Source organism: Streptomyces sp. NPDC039430 (assembly GCF_055639435.1).
On record NZ_JBVKAK010000010.1, the window covers coordinates 208,822 to 226,678 of the forward strand.

Here is a 17,857-nt window from a genome sequence, read left to right on the forward strand (position 1 = left end):
TCTTTCAGTGGGTGCGGGCGGCCTTCAGCGCGGCGCGCAAGTGGCCGTCGGAATCGGTGAGGAGCGAGGCGGCGGTGGGTCCGTCGACGGCGCCGAGGATGGTGAGGATGGCGTTCTTGACCTCGCCGTCGGTGGCGGCGAGCGCGGCCTCGATCTCGTCGTCCGACGCGCCCGTGGCGAGCGAGACGATCCGCCGGGAGCGGGCGCGCAGCTTCTCGTTGGAAGCGCGGACGTCGACCATCAGGTTTCCGTACGTCTTGCCGCGCCGGATCATGGTGATCGTCGAGAGCATGTTGAGGACGAGCTTCTGAGCCGTACCGGCCTTGAGGCGGGTGGAGCCGGTGAGCAGTTCGGGGCCGACGACGATCTCGATGCCGTGCTCGGCGGCGGCGGCCAGCGCGCTGTCCGCGTTGCAGGAGAGCCCGATGGTGAGCGCGCCCAGGCTGCGGGCGTGCTCGACGGCGCCGATCGCGTACGGGGTACGGCCGGAGGCGGAGATACCGACGACCGTGTCCTCCGCGCAGAGCTTCATGGCGGTCAGATCGGCGGCCGCCAGCTCCTTGGAGTCCTCGGCCCCTTCGACGGCCGTCACCATCGCGCCGGGACCGCCCGCTATCAGGCCGACGACCTCCTCGGGGTCGGTGTTGAAGGTGGGCGGGCACTCGCTGGCGTCCAGCACGCCGAGGCGGCCCGCCGTACCGGCGCCCGCGTAGATCAGCCGGCCGCCACGGGCCGCGCGCTCGGCGGTGGCGTCGATGGCGGCGGCGATCCGGGGGAGCTGGGCGGCGACCGCGGTGGGGACGGTGCTGTCCTCGCCGTTCATGATCCGGGCGATTTCGAGGGTCGGCAGCTGGTCGATCTCGGCGAGCTCGGGGCGGAACGCCTCGGTGGTGAGGGTTTCGAGCTGCGCGCGGAGTTCGCCGTACTGAGAGGTCATGAAGAAGCGCTCTTTCTGCTGAGTGCGCGGTATGCGGGTGCGGGTGCGGATATGGCTGCGGATATGGGTGCGGGTGCCGTCGCGTACGGGAAAGGAAGGGGTCAGCGGGTGCTGCGCGGGCTGTGGCGGTGCGCGAGGGCCTCGTACGAGTCGGAGAGCGCGGGCGCGGCCGTCTCGTACGTACGCTGCGCCACGCCTATGAACAGGCAGTCGACGACGAGGAGCTGGCTCGTACGGCTCGACATGGCGGCCGGGCGCAGCTCGCTCTCGCGGGCGGTGGAGGTGGTCAGTACGTGGTCGGCGTACTGCGATACGGGGGCGTCGGGGCGGCCGGTGATCGCGACCGTCGTCGCGCCCCGGTCGAAGGCGACGCGGAGCGGCTCGATGACATCGCCGGTGGAGCCGGAGTGGGTGATGGCGATGGCGACATCGCCGGTGCGGAGCTGCACGGCGTTGGTGACGGCGAGATGCGGGTCGGAGTGGGCGTGCGCGATCAGGCCGATGCGCAGCAGCTTCTGGGCGAGGTCCATACCGACCAGACAGGAGGCGCCGACGCCGTAGATGTCGATGCGGCGGGCGACGGCGGCAGCGGCGACTGCCGCGCCCAGCTGGACGGTGTCGAGTCCGGCGGCTGTGTCGGCGAGCGTCTGCTGTTCGTCGTAGGCGAGCTTGGCGACAACGTCCGCGATGGGGTCGTCGACGGCTATGTCGGCCGTGACGGAGGGGGCGCGGCCGGACTGCTGCTGGGCGGCGAGACCGGCGAGCGCGAGGCGCAGATCGCGGTAGCCGGGGTAGCCGAGGAGGCGTGCGGTACGGACCACGGTGGCCTCGCTCGTGCCGGTCAGCTCGGCGAGTCCGGTGACGGTGAGGGCGGCGCAGCCGGCGGGGTCACCGGCGACGGCCTCCGCGACGAGCTGCATGGAGCGGGTCATGGTCGGCGCGAGGGTCCGCACCTTGGCGGCCAGGGCGGCGGGGGCGGGTGGGGGCTCCCCGCTGAAACTTTCCTTCACGTCTTGGGTCACTTATGAAAGATATTTTCGGAATTCGGCGGTCGTCAACCCCCCGCCGTCACCGACAATGGCTGAATGGACGACCCAAGACCTGATCCGAGACCCGATGTGGATGCGCTTGAGCAGGCGCTGCACGCCGCCCGCGCTCTGGTGCTCGCCGACCTGGCGGCGGGCGACGTCGCGCGCGCCGAGGTCGTGTCGCTGGTGGAGGACGCGGTGTCGCACCGGCGCTGGTGGGTCGAGCAGTGGCCGCAGGGCGTCGCGTACGTGGCCGGGCTGGTGGCGCAGGACGTACAGGACGCGTTGTTGGAACGGTACGGGCGGTGGCCGCTGTGCCCGGTGTGCGCCGAGTCCGGATCGGACGGGCCGCACCAGGGGCCACACGCGCTGGAGGTGGAACCGGAGCTGGGGCCCGATCCGCACTGGGTGTGCGGGAAGGCGGGGGTGGTGGTCGCGGCGGTGGGCGCGCTGGGCTCGCGGGGGGACCGGGGCGGGCTGGGGGCTTCGTGACGGTCTATATCGATCCGCCGACCTGGCCGGGACACGGGCGGATGTGGTCACACCTGGTCAGCGACGACTCGTTCGGCGAACTGCACGCCTTCGCCGCGTCCATCGGCTGCCCGGCGCGCGCCTTCGAGCGCGACCACTACGACGTACCGGCGGACCGTTACGGGGACGCGGTGCGGGCGGGCGCGGTGGAGATCGGCTCCAAGGAGCTGGTGCGCAGGATCACGGAGGCGGGGCTGCGGCGGCCGAAGGGGCGGCCGGCGGCGTAGCGGGTTCCCGCGGGTTGGCGGGTCGCGGGGCGCGTTTCTGCGGTTCGCGGGTTCGCGGGGCGCGTTTTCGCGGGTTCGCGGCGTCACCCTCACCGGGGGACGCCGCGAACCCGCTGCCGCTCGTGCTCCCGCGTCAGCTCTGCTGGGCCTTGTCGTACACCTTCTTGGCCGTGGACCTCAGCACCTCTCCGTACATCTTGGTCGGCTCCAGGCTGTCAAGCGAGGCGTTGACCGAGACCAGGACGCCCTTGCCCTTGCCGGTGGTGGCGTCGAAGTCGGCCAGCCACGGGCCGCCGCTGGCCCCGCCGGTCAGGTCGCAGGGGATCATCTGCGTGCCGTGTTCCCGCTTCGTCCTGCCGACGCAGCGGAGGAGTTCCTCACCGAGCTGCGGGCGGGTGGCGGAGTAGCCGAGGGCCGTGACCGTGCCGCCGACGGCGCGGTCGAAGGAGATGGGCTGGCCGCCCACCACGTCGGTGAGTTCGCGGCCCTTCTTGTCTGCGTCGACGACCAGCGCGGACATGTCGTTGACGGAGTCGTTCTCCCATGTGCGCGGGGTCGCGGCGGAGCGGACCGCGAACGCGCCGTACGGCTGCTTGCCCTTGTTGTAGGCGGGGACGAACACCATCGCGGTGTTGGTGTTGCCGGGGGAGGAGCCCATACGCACGCAGTGGGCGGCGGTCATCACGGCGGAACGGTTGGCGCTCTTGACGGCGGTGGCCGTGCACCAGGTGTCGGCGCCCCGCGCGTTGACGAAGAAGAGCCGGCCCACGGTCTTCAGTGTGGCGCCCTTGTACGGCTTGGCCCTGGGGCCCGTCGGACCGAGGTCCACGGACTTCCCGACGGCCTTGATACGGGCGGCCGTCCAGTAGGCGAGGGCCTCCCGCCGTTCCTTGGCCGTGTACTTCAGGACGGAGACCGGGTCGGCCGCGGCGGCACCGGCCTGGGCGGTCAGGGCCGTCGCCGGGACCGGGGCGAGGAGCGCGAGGGCCGCACCGGCCACGGCGAGTCCCGTGACCCGGCCACGAAGGCGCCGGAACAGGGGAGTTGAGGTCTCGGGCATGGCGGGTGTCTCCTCGGGTGGCGCGCTGGGGCGGGCGGCGGGCGGTGTGTCCCCCGTCCGTCCCAGAAGAGAGGACAACCGGTGTGATCGGTTCGCGCTGTCGATGATCTGTGACACAGGGGATCAGCGATCCGCGGCACAGGGGATCGGCGATCCGCGGCACACGGCATCCGCGGTCTGTGACACACGTGCTCAGCGACCTGCGACACACGTGCTCAGTCGGCGGCGAACCAGCTCTCGGCCTCGTGGCGCATGCCGAGAGCGGTGGCCTTGAGGGCGACCGTCCTAAAGGGCAGCCCCAGCCGCATGGCCACGGCGGCGAGCGTGGGAAGCGACAGCTCGGCCTCGTAGTCGATGATCGGTTCTCCCGCGCTGGAGAGGACGCCGGTCAGGGCCGCTTCCGCGTTCCGCTCCTGGAGCCGGGTGCCGGGGATCTCGGCGACGTCGTAGCCGAAGTCCGTGAGCGACTGCGCGACATCCTCCGCGGCGCGCCCCAGGTGTTCGGCCACCGCGTACAACTGCGGGGGAGAGATCACGGTCTGATGGTCGTCGTCGGGCAGGGTCCACCGGAGCGCTTCGACGTCGTGTTCCTGGAACCGGTCGAGCAGCCACTGAGCCGGGGCGCAGCGATACCCCAGGGCGTTCAGTCTGGCGGCCGTTTCCGTCATGGAGAGGGTGGAGCGGCCCGCCCGCTCCGCGATCGCGCCGAGCCCCATCGGGCGATCCGGCCGGGGCCATGCCTTGCTGGACGACGATTCGTAGCGCGCGTAGAGGAAGTTGATGTCCTGTTTGCTCGGCAGCTGCCCGTCGGCGGGGAGTTCGGGGACCTCGAAGCCCAGCGCGCGCAACCGTACGGCGACCGCCTCCGGTGACTGCCCGGTGCGGTGCGCCACCCCCACCACATGGGGCAGCGGGACCGGGCGGTCCACATCGAGGGAGATGCCGTTGTAGACGAGCAGCGCCCATTCGTCGTCCCGGATCGTCAGCCCGGGAGTGCCGGGGGAGGACACGGAGAAGCCGGTGTCCCCCAGCAGGCCGACGACCGCCTGTGTGGTCGCACCGGAGGCGCGTGCCACGCTGATCAGCTGGGCGTAGCTGATCTCCCGGGCCCGGTCCTGTGGCACCGGATCCGCGTGCAGATCCCAGAGTCCCCGCAGCACCTCGCGGTCTTCCGCGGTCCAGGCGTCGGAGTTCGGATACCCGGCGGGGACGGCGAATCCCAGGTCCCGGAGCCGGTCGGCCGCCTCACGAGTGGAACACTCGGCCATCGCCGCGCTGAGGCAGAGCTGAGCCACTGACAGGTCGCTGCCAGGCTCCAGCCAGCCGTCGGTCACCGAGCCCAGCGGGCGGAGCAGAGGGAGATCCTCCCGCCTGACTCTCTCGCAGCCCGTGGGAGGAACGACCGAGTACCCCAGAGCCGTCAGACGCTCGGCGACGGCCTCGGCGGTGAGTTCGGTCAGGTCCACCAGGCCGAAGATCTCGTCGAGGGTGACCACCTGCTCGGGATCGCGCCACACCTCGACGCTGTGGGCGCTCAGGATCCCGGAGTCCACCAGGGTGCGGGACGGACTCTTGAGCAGATAGAAAGTGCTGTTCTCCGGTCCGGTGAGCCAGTCCTTGTACCGCTGGGTCCAGTTGAGCGTGGTGTACGAGCTACGGGCACTGAGCAGCTGATGGTCCGAGGGGCGTGCGCAGGGCAGCGGAGGAGACGCCTGCGCGGCCTCGGTCAGCGGATCCCCCAGGCCGGCCCGGTAGAGCGTGAGCAGTCGCCACCGCAGTACGGGCGTGGGTACCAGCCGGAGATAGGACGGTCCGTGCTCTTCCCGTACCGCCGGGTAGCGGCCGGTCACGAGCGGCAGAAGCGTCTGGTCGGGGCGGAAGAACCCCAGCGCGTCGAAGGGGCGTTCGGTGTCCCCGGCGGGCCAGGGCACCCCACTCGTACGCGCGCGTTCGGCGACCTCGTCCCCGAAACTCACGGAGGACCGGCTGGCCTCGACCAGCCAGTCGGGCATCAGAAGCGGTCGCGCGGTCGAGAACAGGCTCGGCAGCGCTTCGCTCAGCACCGCGTCGACATGGTCCTCGTCGTTCGAACGGATCGTCTTGCGGTCGACGCTCAGCTCCGGCTGATGCTGTTCGCGGAGATTGACCACGGCGCCATAGCGCTCCCGGGCGCTGCTGCCGGTGGTCACCGAGTTGGTACTCGCGAGCAGGCCGTCCGAGAGGAAGCGGCCCGTGCCGTCCACCCACCAGACGTCCGGGTTCCCCGACGGGTAACAGGCGCCGGTGCGCCGGAACATCTCCGAGTCCTCCGCCCAGACCAGCTCGGGACCGCTGAGCGAGAGCTGTCCCGGTGCCCACTCGTGCCGCCGCGAGCCGTGCTCGGCGCTCGTACGGTACGGAGCCAGCCACAGCACGCGCTGCAAGGTGTCCACGCAGGACACGCGCTCCTTGTGGTCGGTCAGCAGCAGCCGCACCGTCGTACCGGCGTCCGTGCCCGGCCCCAGGTCGTCGACGCGGAACAGGTTCCCGGGGCCCGCGATCTTCACCTGGTACTTGTTGCCGGGGCGGCCGTCGCGGCCCATGCGGCACGTCGTCACCTCGATCTCGTCCGCGAGCATGAAGTAGCTCAGCACACCGATGCCGAAACGGCTGTTGGGGTGCAGCTCGATGCGGGGTTCCCCCAGCTCGGCCCAGGCCGTCTGTTCCTCGATGTACTCCGGCAGATCGACGAAGCGGGCGCCGCCCTGGGAGAAGACATCGCGCAGCTCGTCGAGGCCCATGCCGACGCCGTTGTCCCGGCACTCCAGGTACGGGCGGCCCTGGGCGTCGGTCTTCTGGACGAACTCGATGAGGCCGTCCCACCGCGCGGGTGTTTCGCCGGTCCTGCGCAGGTATTCCGTACGGCGGTCCCGGTAGCGGACCGCGTCCAGCGCGTTCTGGTACAACTCCCGGATCGCCAGCTCGCGTTCGCCGTACAGCTCCTCGCCCATCAGCAGCTCCTGCACCCGGTCCTCGGCGAGCTGGAAGCGGATGCCGTCGGCCAGATGCGTGGGGGTGCTGCCGCCGAGCCTGACGCGGTCGGCGTCGGCGTACGGGGGCAGGGAGCGGAGCGGGGCGAGCGCCGATGTCCGGTTGATGTCGCGCAGCAGTCCGTCCACCCGGCGGGCGTGCTCGCGCAGGGCGATCTGGACGGCCGGATGCCCGCAGACCGCGTTCAGGGAGCGGCCGAGGCCGGAGGTGCGCCAGTCGGAGCCGCGGATCGTCGTCAGCAGAGCGCCGAGGTCCACGCTGTCGGAGATCCCGATGTGCTCGACGAGGATCTCCGGCAGATCCACCGGGTCCACGGCGAACGCCTGGGCCGCCTTGGCGAGGGACGCGACGAGGGATTCGCGTACCTCGTGCTCGTCCCTCGTACTGGCGGCGATGACGTCGTAGTCGCCGTCGCGCTGGTCGCCCGGCCGGCCGGGGGTGTGGCGGGGTACGGCGAACGGCGCGGCGCGCAGCTCCTGGAGGAAGCGCATGAACCGCTCCCCGGACAGGGCTTCCGTCACCCACTCCGGGCACTCCGTGCCGCCGGGCGGCGGGCCGAGCAGCGTCTTCAGGGTCTGGGACGCGTACAGCTCGGGCTGCCGGACGAGCCAGCGGTGGAACAGCCACCAGCGGATGCGTTCGGCCGATCCGTCCGAGACGCCGCGCTGCTCCAGGGTGCGCAGCCGGCGCTGGAGGCGGGGGAACCCCTGGGCGAACTTGCCGAAGCGGTCGCGCTCGGGGGTGGACTGGTCGGCCGGTCCCGCGGTGACGACCGGCGCCCGCTGGGCCGCCTCGTGCGTCCAGAACGCCTGGCCGAGCAGCGGCAGCAGGACCGTCAACGCGCCCTCGGTCGGGGAGAGTTCCGTACCGGCCGCCAGCCGGCCGGTGAGGAAGCCCAGCCGGTCCTGGGCGCGCTTGGCCAGCTCGGCGTCGTGCCAGGGGTCGTCCCGCAGTGTGGCCGCCGCCGTCTCGTACCCCTCGGCGAGCCGGGCGGCGAGCGTGGCGCAGACGTCCTTGAGCGCCTCGCGGGCGGCGCCGGGGGTGGTCCGCTCCCACGCGGGGTGGGTGGCGGTGCCGCGTACCCAGGGATGCTCGGCGGCGTCCCGGGCGGGGCCCGGCAGGACCGTGAACTCCTGCCAGGGGATGTCGGTCTCGGCCCTGACCCGCTGGACCGGCTGTGTCTTGCCGTACGCGGTGTGCAGGGCGGTCACCCGGCGCTGCACCTCGTCCAGGAACTCGCCCATGTGCAGGCTGTGCGGCACCGCCGAGACGACGTCGGAGACGGCGCGGGAGAAGAGACTGAACGAGTCCTTCGGCTGGGTGCCGGCGGCGTCGGCGTGCTGGGGGAGTACGGTCTCGGACTCGTCCACGTACAGCGCGTACTGGGCCTTGGAGCACGCGTACACGTACGCGACCTTGCGGCGCAGCGTCGCGGCGATCTTTGGGCGTTCCCAACCGGGCATCCTGGTGGGGGCCTTGGTCCGGCGGGCCGACCCCTCGCGGCAGGCGTCGATGAGGAAGACCACCTGGCCGGCGGGGGAGTCCTCCAGCTCCTTCTGCCAGCCGATCTCGACGCAGCTCTCGGCGAACGGTTCGCTCTCGTAGTAGGCGTCCTCCGGGACGAGATAGTCCCGGCCGTCGAAGTGCACCCCGTGGCCGCTGAGCATGACGAACAGGGTGTCGCCGCGGCCGGCCTCGCGCAGGAAGCGCAGGACGTGGCGGTTGACGGCGTTCGGGGTGATGCCGCGCTGGGACTCGGCGATCTCCACCGGCCGGAATCCGCGGTCGGAGAGCGCGCCCTCCAGCCGCTGGAGGTCGTCGCGGACGAAGGGCAGCGAGCGGATCGTCTCGTCGTCGTACTCGCTGGCTCCGATGAGGAGAGCCTTGTGGCGTGGCATGGAGCCTACGACGGGCGCTTGAACGTCAGAGTCAGACCGCGGGTCCCCTGTATCTGGCCACTGCCGATGAGCTGGATGCCGCCGGTGGCGGTGACCTGGAAGGAGAGCTGGGCCTCGGCGAGCGGGAGCGCGCCGCCGCGGTCGGCGACCTCCTCGAAGACCTTCTGGAGGGCGTCGACCGTATCGGCCAGATTCTTGCGGAGGGGGCCGAGGGGGACCGAGCGCAGGACGGCCTCGCCGTCGTGCCGGAAGAGGCCGCCCATGGCGTTGCCTTCGTCGCCCTCCTCCTCCACGACGTCGACCCAGAACGGCAGCGTCTGTCCTTCGGTCCCGTCCGGTGCGTGCTGCGACATCCCGGTTTCTCCGCCCCCTGAAGCTGATGGTGCCTCAACTCTAGATTGCCGAGGGGGGCGTGGGGAGTGTTACGTAACAGACGGCGGCGGTGTGATCTCGTCCGTCGGCGGTGTGGCCGTCGCCGGCCGTCCGTCAGCGGTTGTCCGTCACCGCTCGTCCTGTCAGCGGTCGGCGGGGGCGGCGGACTCGGCCGCCCCGGCGGGCTCGGCCGACGAGGCGACGAGCGAGCCCGCGACCACCCGGCTGCCCGCCGTCGCGCGGTGGTAGCGCAGCGAGAGCGCCGCCAGGCCGATCGCGACGACCGTCATCGCCGCGCCCGCCCAGGCCGTCGAGGCGAAGCCGAAGTCCGCGTCGATGACCGTGCCGCCGAGCCAGGGGCCGCCGGTGTTGCCGAGGTTGAAGGCGGCGGTGGTGGTGGCGCCCGCGAGAGTGGGGGCCGCGGCGGCGATGTTGAACATCCGGGCGTTGAGGGCCGGGGCCGTGAAGAACGCCGAGAGGCCGAGCAGGAACGCCAGCGTGATGACGGCGACCGGGTGCGAGGCGGTGAGCGCCAGCAGGGCGAGCAGGACCGTCGACGCGGTGACACCGCTGATCATGACGCCGAAGAGGTGCGCGTCCGCGAACCGGCCGCCGAGCGCCGTACCGATCAGCGCGCCAACACCGAAGAGCGCGAGCACGGTCGGCACCCAGCCGCTGTCCAGCCCGGCCACGTCCGTGAGCAGCGGGGCGAGATACGAGAACGCGCAGAAGACACCGCCCGCCGCGAGCGCGGTCACGGCGATCGAGAGCCAGACCTGACGGTCGCGGTAGATGGCCAACTCCCGCTTGAGCCGCGGCTTCTCGTCGGGGAGCGGGATACGGGGGATGAGTGTGACGACACCGACGAGCGCCACCGCGGAGGCCGCGCCGACCGCCCAGAACGCCGAGCGCCAGCCGAGGTGTTCGCCGAGGAACGCGCCCGCCGGGACGCCGAGGACGTTCGCGATGGAGAGCCCGCCGATCATGACGGCCATGGCGCGGGCGCGCGCGGTGTGCGGGACCATCGCGATGGCGACGGCCGCGCCGACCGCCCAGAACCCGGCGCAGGCGAACGCGCTGATCACCCGGGACGCGAAGAGGATCTCGTACGTCGGGGCGAGCGCGCCCGCGACCTGGCCGAGGCCGAAGACCGAGATCAGGGCGATGAGTGTGGTGCGGCGGGGGAGGCGCAGGGTGGCGACGGCGAGCAGGGGCGCGCCCACCACCATGCCGATCGCGAAGGCGGATATCAGGAGCCCGGCCGTGGGGATGGAGACGTTCATGTCGTCGGCGAGGGGCGGCAGCAGGCCCGAGAGCATGAACTCGCTCGTACCGAGCGCGAAGACGGAGAGGCCGAGGATGTAGACGGCGAGCGGCATACGGGCGGAGGCGGGAGCGGGGACGGAGTCGGGCATGACAGGTGCCAACGGTCGTAGCGGCCGTTACATTCCGGCGGACCGTCGGCTCTCAGCTGGTGAGACGGGTGAGGCCGCGCAGCTCGTCGGTCAGGTTCGCGCGGGCGCGCGCCTCCCACTCGCGTGCGCCATAGGGCGTACGGAACAGCGCGGGCAGGGCGAGCAGTTGCTCCAGCACGGCGGCTCTGCCGGTGCGGAACGCGTCGTCGGGGACGAAGCCGTACTCCTCCCGTACCGCCGCCGTGTAGGCCGCGTACGCTTCCGGGCCGCCCGCCAGGACGGCGAGGTCCGCGTCGCACAGGACGGCGCCGTCGCGGTCGCCGGGCGCGGCGGCGTGGGTGGTGGTGAGGCGGACGAGCCGGGCGACCTCGCGCGTACGGTCGTCGCTCAGCCCGGCCTCGGGAAGGGCGCGTTCGGCGAGACGGGCGGAGCGCTCCTCGTTCTCGGAGCGGTCGGGCTGGTAGACGGCGTCGTGGAACCAGGCGGCGAGCCGTACGACGTCGGGGTCGTCGGCGTACTCGGCGAGCGTGTCGATGTGGTCCAGGACGGCGAGCAGATGATCGGTGGTGTGGTAGCGGCGCTGGGGCTCGGCCCAGCGGGCGAGGAGGCGGTCGGCGTACGCGTACGGGTCGGGGGCCTCGGCCCTTCCGGCTTCCCCGGTTTCCTCCCGGAGCGCGAGGAGCGTGGTCGCGAACCGGCTGCGCAGATCAGGTGCGGGCATGGCACGACGATAGAGCCGGGCCGCGGAACGGGGGTTCCGGGGCCCGGCTCGGTGCGGTCGTCGCGCGCGGGTCACACGGCCTTGAATCCGCGGAGCCGGAGGCTGTTGCCGACGACGAAGACGGAGGAGAAGGCCATGGCGGCACCGGCGATCATGGGGTTGAGGAGTCCGGCGGCGGCGAGCGGGAGCGCGGCGACGTTGTAGGCGAAGGCCCAGAAGAGGTTGACGCGGATGGTGGTGAGCGTGCGGCGGGCGAGCCGGATGGCGTCGGCCGCGACGCGCAGATCGCCGCGGACGAGGGTCAGGTCGCCCGCTTCGATGGCGGCGTCGGTGCCGGTGCCCATGGCGAGTCCGAGGTCGGCCTGGGCGAGGGCGGCGGCGTCGTTGACCCCGTCCCCGACCATCGCGACGGACCGGCCCTCCGCCTGGAGCCGCTTGACGACGTCGACCTTGTCCTCGGGCATGACGTCGGCGATGACCTGCTCGGGGTCGATGCCGACTTCCTTCGCGACGGCGTGGGCGACGGCCTTGTTGTCGCCGGTGAGGAGCAGCGGGGTGAGGCCGAGGGCGCGCAGCCGGCGGATGGCCTCGGGGCTGGTGTCCTTGACGGCGTCGGCGACTTCGAGAACGGCGCGCGCCTCGCCGTCCCAGGCGACGGTGATGGCCGTGCGTCCGGCGGCCTCGGCCGCCTCCTTCGCGCGCTCCAGGTCCTCGGGGAGACGGATCTCCCACTCGGCGAGAAGCTTCGCGCGGCCGACGAGGACGGCGTGGCCCTCGATGACGCCCTGGACGCCGAGGCCCGGGACGTTGGCGAAGTCCTCGGGCGTGGGGAGCGTACCGGCCTTCTCGGCCGCACCGGTGGCGACGGCCCGGGCGATGGGGTGTTCGGAGGCATGCTCCAGCGCGCCCGCCAGCCGCAGCACCTCGGTCTCGGTGGTGCCGGTGGTGGTGTGGGTGGCGAGGAGGGCCATGTGGCCGGTGGTGACGGTGCCCGTCTTGTCCAGAACGATGGTGTCGGCGCGGCGGGTGGATTCGAGGACCTCGGGGCCCTTGATGAGGATGCCGAGCTGGGCGCCGCGGCCGGTGCCGACCATGAGGGCGGTGGGCGTGGCCAGGCCGAGGGCGCAGGGGCAGGCGATGATCAGGACGGCGACGGCGGCGGTGAAGGCGGCGGTGAGTCCGCCGCCGGTGAGCAGCCAGAAGCCGAGGGTGGCCAGGGCCAGCAGGATGACGAGGGGGACGAAGACGGCGGAGATCCGGTCGGCGAGGCGCTGGGCGGCGGCCTTGCCGTTCTGGGCGTCCTCGACCATGCGGGCCATGCGGGCGAGCTGGGTGTCGGCGCCGACGCGGGTGGCTTCGACGACGAGCCGGCCGCCGGCGTTGAGGGTGGCACCGGTGACGGGGTCCCCGGCGGTGACCTCCACGGGGACGGACTCGCCGGTGAGCATGGAGGCGTCGATGGCGGACGAGCCGTCGACGACCGTGCCGTCGGTGGCGATCTTCTCGCCGGGCCGGACGAGGAAGTGGTCGCCGGTCCGCAGCCGCGCGGTGGGGATGGTCAGCTCGGCGCCGTCGCGCAGGACGGTGACTTCCTTGGCGCCGAGTTCGAGCAGGGCGCGCAGGGCGGCGCCCGCTTTGCGCTTCGAGCGTGCTTCGAAGTAGCGGCCGGCCAGGATGAAGGCGGTGACGCCCGCGGCGGCTTCGAGATAGATGTTGCTCGCGCCGTCGGTGCGGGCGACGGTCAGCTCGAAGGGGTGGGTCATGCCGGGCATGCCCGCATGACCGAAGAACAGGGCCCACAGGGACCAGAGGAACGCGGCCGAGACACCGGCCGAGATCAGGGTGTCCATGGTGGCGGCGCCGTGGCGGGCGTTGGCCCAGGCGGCGCGGTGGAAGGGCCAGGCGGCGTATATGACGACCGGGGCCGCGAGGGTGAGCGAGAGCCACTGCCAGTACTCGAACTGGAGGGCGGGGATCATCGCCATCGCGATCACGGGGACGGACAGGATGACGGCGGTGGTCAGCCGCTGCCGCAGTGTCACGTCCGTGGGGTCCCTGTCGGGGTCCGTCGCGTCCGGTGTGCCGACGGTGTCGGCGTCCGTCCGGACGGGTGCGGGTGCGGGCCGGGTGGCGGTGTAGCCGGTGGCTTCGACGGTGGCGATCAGGTCCTCGACCGCGACGTCCTGGCCCTGGTAGCTGACCTTGGCCTTCTCGGTGGCGTAGTTGACGGTGGCCTCGACGCCGTCCATCCGGTTCAGCTTCTTCTCGATCCGCGCCGCGCAGGAGGCGCAGGTCATACCGCCGATCATGAGCTCGACTTCGGCGGCTGTGCCGGCGGTGGTCCGTGTGGGGCTCATGGCTGACGGCTCCTTCTCCTCGACGATGTCCATCCTACCCCCTAGGGGTATCTCACACCTCCATCTATACCCCCATGGGGTATGTAACGCAAGGGGTTGCCGTGGACGCGCTGATGCGCGCGGGCGGGAGGGCCCCGTAGGCTGGGATATTGGACTAGACCTATATTCGGTCGCGTCCAGTCATGTCCTTGACCCGCCGGCATACGTATGAATGAGGTCGCATGAGTAAGCGTGCACTCCTGGAGGTGATCGCTCTCGACGCGGAGGACGCGGTCGCCGCCAGGAACGGAGGCGCGGACCGCCTTGAACTCGTCACCGACATGGCGGCGGACGGGCTGACCCCACCCCGCGAGACCTTCGCCAAGATCCGGGCCGCAGTCGACATCCCGCTGCGGGTGATGCTGCGGCTGGCCGACGGATTCACGGCGGGCGGGCCGGGAGGCGCGGACGCCCTGGCCGAGGTGGCGCGCGGGCTGCGGGCGGAGGGGGCGGACGAGTTCGTCCTCGGGTTCCTCGACGCGGACGGGACACCGGACCTGGTCACGGTGGAACGCCTGATCGCGGAACTGGACGGCTGCCGGTGGACCTTCCACCGGGCGATCGACCGCGCGGCCGACCGGGACGCGCTCCGAAAGCAACTGGCGGATCTGCCGGGCCTGGACACGTACCTCACGGCGGGCTCGGCGGCGGGCGTGGACGACGGACTGCCGACACTGCTGGCGGAGTCGGAGGCCGGGGCGCGGGGAGAGCCGGGGTACGGGGCGCGGCTGATGGTGGGCGGCGGACTGCGGCTGGACCACGTGGAGGCGCTGCTCGCGGCGGGGGTGGACGCGTTCCACATCGGGGGCGCGGCGAGGCCGGGGGGCTGGGCGGGATCGGTGTCGCCGGACGCGGTGGGGGAGTGGCGCGAGGCCATCGACGCGTAGCGCCTTCCGGCGGGGGGTCGTGAATGGCGGTGCGTTCCGGCTGGGGCGGGTGGTCCGGTGCGGGTTGTCGCCGGGCGGCGCTCCGGGGCGCGCGCCCGGGACGGCATGCTGTGCTTTCCGGGGGGACACCCCCGGACCCCGTACGGCACGCAGCCGGCCACAGTCAGGAAACGGGCGGTCGCACGCCACACATCACGCTTCAGCGTCCCGGACACGCCCCCTGCACGCCCCCTTCGCCGCCCGCACAAGCCACGCGTTCGTGCGCGGCGGCGGCGCCTTCCCGCACCCGGCCCACTCACCTCTGCCAGGACGGCGAATGGCGCGACCACCGGGGGGAGGGGGTCGGGGGTGCAGGAGGTGCGTGTTCGGACACTGAAGCGTGATGTGTGGCGCGCGGACGCCCGAACCAACGACAGGGCAGAACGCGCCGTAAATCATGCCGTCCGGACATGTGCCTCCGGAGGCCCCGGCCCCCGGCCACGACAACGCACCCGCACCCCGCCGCACCGCACCGCACCGCGCCCCAGCCTCAGCGCCGTCCAAGCCTCCCAAGCCGCGCAAGCCGCTCGCGCCAACCCGCCGCAGGTACCGAGCCGGACCGCTGCGTCTTGGCCCCGGTCTTCGCACCCGCCTTCGCGCCCGCCTTCGCACCCGCCTTCGCCACGGCCGCCCCCGGCTTGCCCTTCGCCTTCGTCACCCCGGGCTTGCCCTTCGGCTTCGGCTTCGGCTTCGCCTGAGGCCGCCGCCCAAGCTCCGCCTTCCGCCCGGCGGACGCACCCGCACCCGCACCCCGCGCGCTCGGCGCACCCGCCGCACCCGCACCCGCACCCGCACCCGCACCCGCACCCGGCGCGCCCCGCGCGCCCAACGCGCCCAAGGCGTGGAACCGCCGCCCGATCACCCTCCCCACCAGCACATACGCGATCAACGCACCACTCGTGTTCAGAATCACGTCGTCCACGTCGAACGCCCGCCCCCGCACCACGGCACCCTGCGCCAGCTCCACCAGCACCATCACCAACGCCGTCAGCACCACCACCCGCACCATCCGCAGCCTGCGCGGCACAAGCACCGGAAGGAGCAGCCCGAACGGCGCCCCCATCAGCAGATTGCCGCCGATCTGCTTGCACGCGGCGAGGAACGTGTAGTCCTGCGCGTACTGCATCAGGGAGCGCCCCGGCCTGAGGTTGGCGCCCGCGATGTCCTCGGACGCGGGGGACGGCGTCAGAGTCAGTTCGGCCAGCACCGCGGCGAACCCCGTCAGCGCGACCAGCGCCACCGTCATGATGAGAATCCGCAGCACAGCATGCCCCCACGGGATACCCCCTGGGACAGCCTTCGCCGGGTTGGGCCTTTCCGTCTCTGCGGTCATAGACCCCGGGTGCCCCGGCCCGTCACGGATACGCGCCCCCGGACCCCCGATCCGCGCCCCCGTCCCCGATCCGCCGAAGATGCGCGACACTGGTCATTTGGCCACTGGTCATTCGGCCGTGCAGAGCCATCCCCGAAAGGCAGCCGCGCGTGAACGGACCCCTCATCGTCCAGAGCGACAAGACCCTGTTGCTCGAAGTCGACCACGAGCAGGCCGACGCCTGCCGCCGCGCCATCGCGCCCTTCGCCGAGCTGGAGCGCGCCCCCGAGCACATCCATACCTACCGGCTGACCCCGCTCGGGCTGTGGAACGCCCGCGCCGCCGGCCATGACGCCGAGCAGGTGGTCGACGCGCTCGTGGAGTACTCCCGGTATCCCGTGCCGCACGCGCTGCTCGTCGATGTCGCCGAGACGATGGCCCGCTACGGCCGGCTCACCCTCTCCAAGCACCCGTCCCACGGGCTGGTCCTGACCTCCACCGACCGTCCCGTGCTGGAGGAGATCCTCCGTTCCAAGAAGGTCCAGCCGCTGGTCGGCAACCGCATCGACCCGGACACCGTCGCCGTCCACCCCTCGGAGCGCGGCCAGATCAAGCAGACGCTCCTCAAGCTGGGCTGGCCGGCCGAGGATCTCGCCGGGTACGTCGACGGTGAGGCGCACGCCATCGAGCTGGACGAGTCGGGCTGGGCGCTGCGCCCGTATCAGAAGCAGGCCGTCGAGGGGTTCTGGCACGGCGGCTCGGGTGTGGTCGTGCTGCCCTGTGGCGCGGGAAAGACGCTGGTCGGGGCCGGTGCGATGGCCGAGGCCAAGGCGACGACGCTGATTCTGGTGACCAATACCGTCTCGGCCCGCCAGTGGAAGCACGAGCTGGTGAAGCGCACGTCGCTGACCGAGGACGAGATCGGTGAGTACAGCGGTACGAAGAAGGAGATCCGCCCGGTCACCATCGCCACGTACCAGGTGCTGACCACCCGCCGTAAGGGCGTCTACCCGCACCTGGAGCTGTTCGACTCGCGTGACTGGGGCCTGGTCATCTACGACGAGGTGCATCTGCTGCCCGCGCCCGTCTTCAAGTTCACCGCCGACCTCCAGGCCCGGCGCCGCCTCGGGCTGACGGCCACGCTCGTACGGGAGGACGGCCGCGAGTCGGACGTCTTCTCGCTCATCGGGCCGAAGCGGTTCGACGCTCCGTGGAAGGAGATCGAGGCGCAGGGCTATATCGCTCCGGCGGACTGTGTCGAGGTACGGGTCAATCTGACCGACAGCGAGCGGCTGGCGTACGCGACGGCCGAGACGGAGGAGAAGTACCGCTTCTGCGCGACGACCGCGACGAAGCGGAAGGTGACGGAGGCACTGGTACGCAAGCACCGGGGCGAGCAGACCCTCGTCATCGGGCAGTACATCGACCAGCTCGACGAACTGGGCGAGCATCTGGACGCCCCCGTCATCAAGGGCGAGACCAGCAACGCGCAGCGCGAGAAGCTCTTCGAGGCGTTCCGGCAGGGCGAGATCTCGGTGCTGGTCGTGTCGAAGGTCGCGAACTTCTCGATCGACCTGCCGGAGGCGACGGTCGCGATCCAGGTCTCGGGTACGTTCGGCTCCCGCCAGGAGGAGGCACAGCGCCTGGGGCGTGTGCTGCGCCCGAAGGCGGACGGCCACGAGGCCCGCTTCTACTCGGTGGTCGCGCGCGACACGATCGACCAGGACTTCGCGGCGCACCGTCAGCGGTTCCTGGCGGAGCAGGGCTACGCGTACCGGATCGTGGACGCGGACGAGCTGCTGGCGGGGAACTGACGGCGGAGAGCGGAGAGCCGAGCCGGGCTTCCGGTGCACGGGAAGCCGAGCCGGGTTTCCGGAGAGCGGAGAGCCGAGCCGCGCCCTGCGGGCTTCCGCGCCCTGCGGGCTTCCGCGCCCTGCGGGCTTCCGCGCCCTGCGGGCTTCCGCGCCCTGCGGGCTTCCGCGCCCTGCGGGCTTCCGCGCCCTG

13 protein-coding genes are annotated in these 17,857 nt (G+C 71.8%); 4 read left to right on the forward strand and 9 right to left on the reverse strand.

Annotated elements, in window-relative coordinates; all coding sequences use genetic code 11:
• Positions 1-4: 4 nt before the first annotated feature.
• A complete protein-coding gene (gene murQ / locus ACZ7LS_RS25435; protein ID WP_382530372.1) occupies positions 5-937 on the reverse strand; it encodes an N-acetylmuramic acid 6-phosphate etherase in 933 nt (310 codons plus the stop codon).
• A gap of 101 nt (positions 938-1,038) precedes the next feature.
• Entirely contained in the window at positions 1,039-1,959 is a 921-nt protein-coding gene (locus ACZ7LS_RS25440) for a MurR/RpiR family transcriptional regulator (RefSeq protein WP_385135057.1), read from the reverse strand.
• 63 nt (positions 1,960-2,022) lie between these two features.
• Between ACZ7LS_RS25440 and ACZ7LS_RS25445 the strand changes: the two genes are divergently transcribed.
• Together ACZ7LS_RS25445 and ACZ7LS_RS25450 are read left to right on the forward strand one after the other, a co-directional pair.
• Positions 2,023-2,457: a hypothetical protein gene (locus tag ACZ7LS_RS25445; protein WP_385135059.1), complete on the forward strand. Its 435-nt coding sequence runs from the start codon at positions 2,023-2,025 to the stop codon at positions 2,455-2,457.
• A complete protein-coding gene (locus ACZ7LS_RS25450) occupies positions 2,454-2,723 on the forward strand; it encodes a DUF4031 domain-containing protein (RefSeq protein ID WP_382530366.1) in 270 nt (89 codons plus the stop codon). The genes ACZ7LS_RS25445 and ACZ7LS_RS25450 overlap by 4 nt, the downstream gene beginning before the upstream one ends.
• 133 nt (positions 2,724-2,856) lie before the next feature.
• On the opposite strand, the gene ACZ7LS_RS25455 is transcribed toward ACZ7LS_RS25450, so the two are convergent.
• The 6 genes from ACZ7LS_RS25455 to ACZ7LS_RS25480 all read right to left on the reverse strand — a co-directional run bounded on the left by ACZ7LS_RS25455 (position 2,857) and on the right by ACZ7LS_RS25480 (position 13,576).
• Positions 2,857-3,783 carry a trypsin-like serine peptidase gene (locus ACZ7LS_RS25455; protein WP_382527380.1) on the reverse strand — a complete coding sequence of 309 codons (927 nt, stop codon included), beginning with the start codon at positions 3,781-3,783 and terminating at the stop codon, positions 2,857-2,859.
• Positions 3,784-3,998: 215 nt separating this feature from the next.
• Positions 3,999-8,711: a wHTH domain-containing protein gene (locus tag ACZ7LS_RS25460; protein ID WP_385136376.1), complete on the reverse strand. Its 4,713-nt coding sequence runs from the start codon at positions 8,709-8,711 to the stop codon at positions 3,999-4,001.
• 5 nt (positions 8,712-8,716) lie between these two features.
• Positions 8,717-9,064 carry a Pepco domain-containing protein gene (locus ACZ7LS_RS25465; RefSeq protein ID WP_382527374.1) on the reverse strand — a complete coding sequence of 116 codons (348 nt, stop codon included), beginning with the start codon at positions 9,062-9,064 and terminating at the stop codon, positions 8,717-8,719.
• Positions 9,065-9,226: 162 nt separating this feature from the next.
• On the reverse strand, positions 9,227-10,462 hold the full coding sequence (locus ACZ7LS_RS25470; protein WP_382527402.1) for a Cmx/CmrA family chloramphenicol efflux MFS transporter: 1,236 nt from the start codon (positions 10,460-10,462) through the stop codon (positions 9,227-9,229).
• Positions 10,463-10,550: 88 nt separating this feature from the next.
• Entirely contained in the window at positions 10,551-11,219 is a 669-nt protein-coding gene (locus ACZ7LS_RS25475) for an HD domain-containing protein (protein WP_382527371.1), read from the reverse strand.
• Between the two features lie 71 nt (positions 11,220-11,290).
• The gene (locus ACZ7LS_RS25480) at positions 11,291-13,576 is read right to left on the reverse strand and encodes a heavy metal translocating P-type ATPase (protein ID WP_385136380.1); all 2,286 of its coding nucleotides are present in this window, start codon (positions 13,574-13,576) and stop codon (positions 11,291-11,293) included.
• Positions 13,577-13,797: 221 nt separating this feature from the next.
• On the opposite strand from ACZ7LS_RS25480, the gene ACZ7LS_RS25485 reads away from it, so the two are divergent.
• Positions 13,798-14,502, forward strand: a complete 705-nt coding sequence (locus ACZ7LS_RS25485) for a copper homeostasis protein CutC (RefSeq protein ID WP_382527365.1) — start codon at positions 13,798-13,800, stop codon at positions 14,500-14,502.
• Between the two features lie 529 nt (positions 14,503-15,031).
• Here ACZ7LS_RS25485 and ACZ7LS_RS25490 read toward each other — a convergent pair.
• Positions 15,032-15,805, reverse strand: a complete 774-nt coding sequence (locus ACZ7LS_RS25490) for a VanZ family protein (protein ID WP_385136382.1) — start codon at positions 15,803-15,805, stop codon at positions 15,032-15,034.
• A gap of 218 nt (positions 15,806-16,023) precedes the next feature.
• On the opposite strand from ACZ7LS_RS25490, the gene ACZ7LS_RS25495 reads away from it, so the two are divergent.
• Positions 16,024-17,667 (forward strand): DNA repair helicase XPB, encoded by a 1,644-nt coding sequence (locus tag ACZ7LS_RS25495; RefSeq protein ID WP_382527359.1) that lies wholly within the window; start codon positions 16,024-16,026, stop codon positions 17,665-17,667.
• The last annotated feature ends 190 nt before the right edge of the window (positions 17,668-17,857 follow it).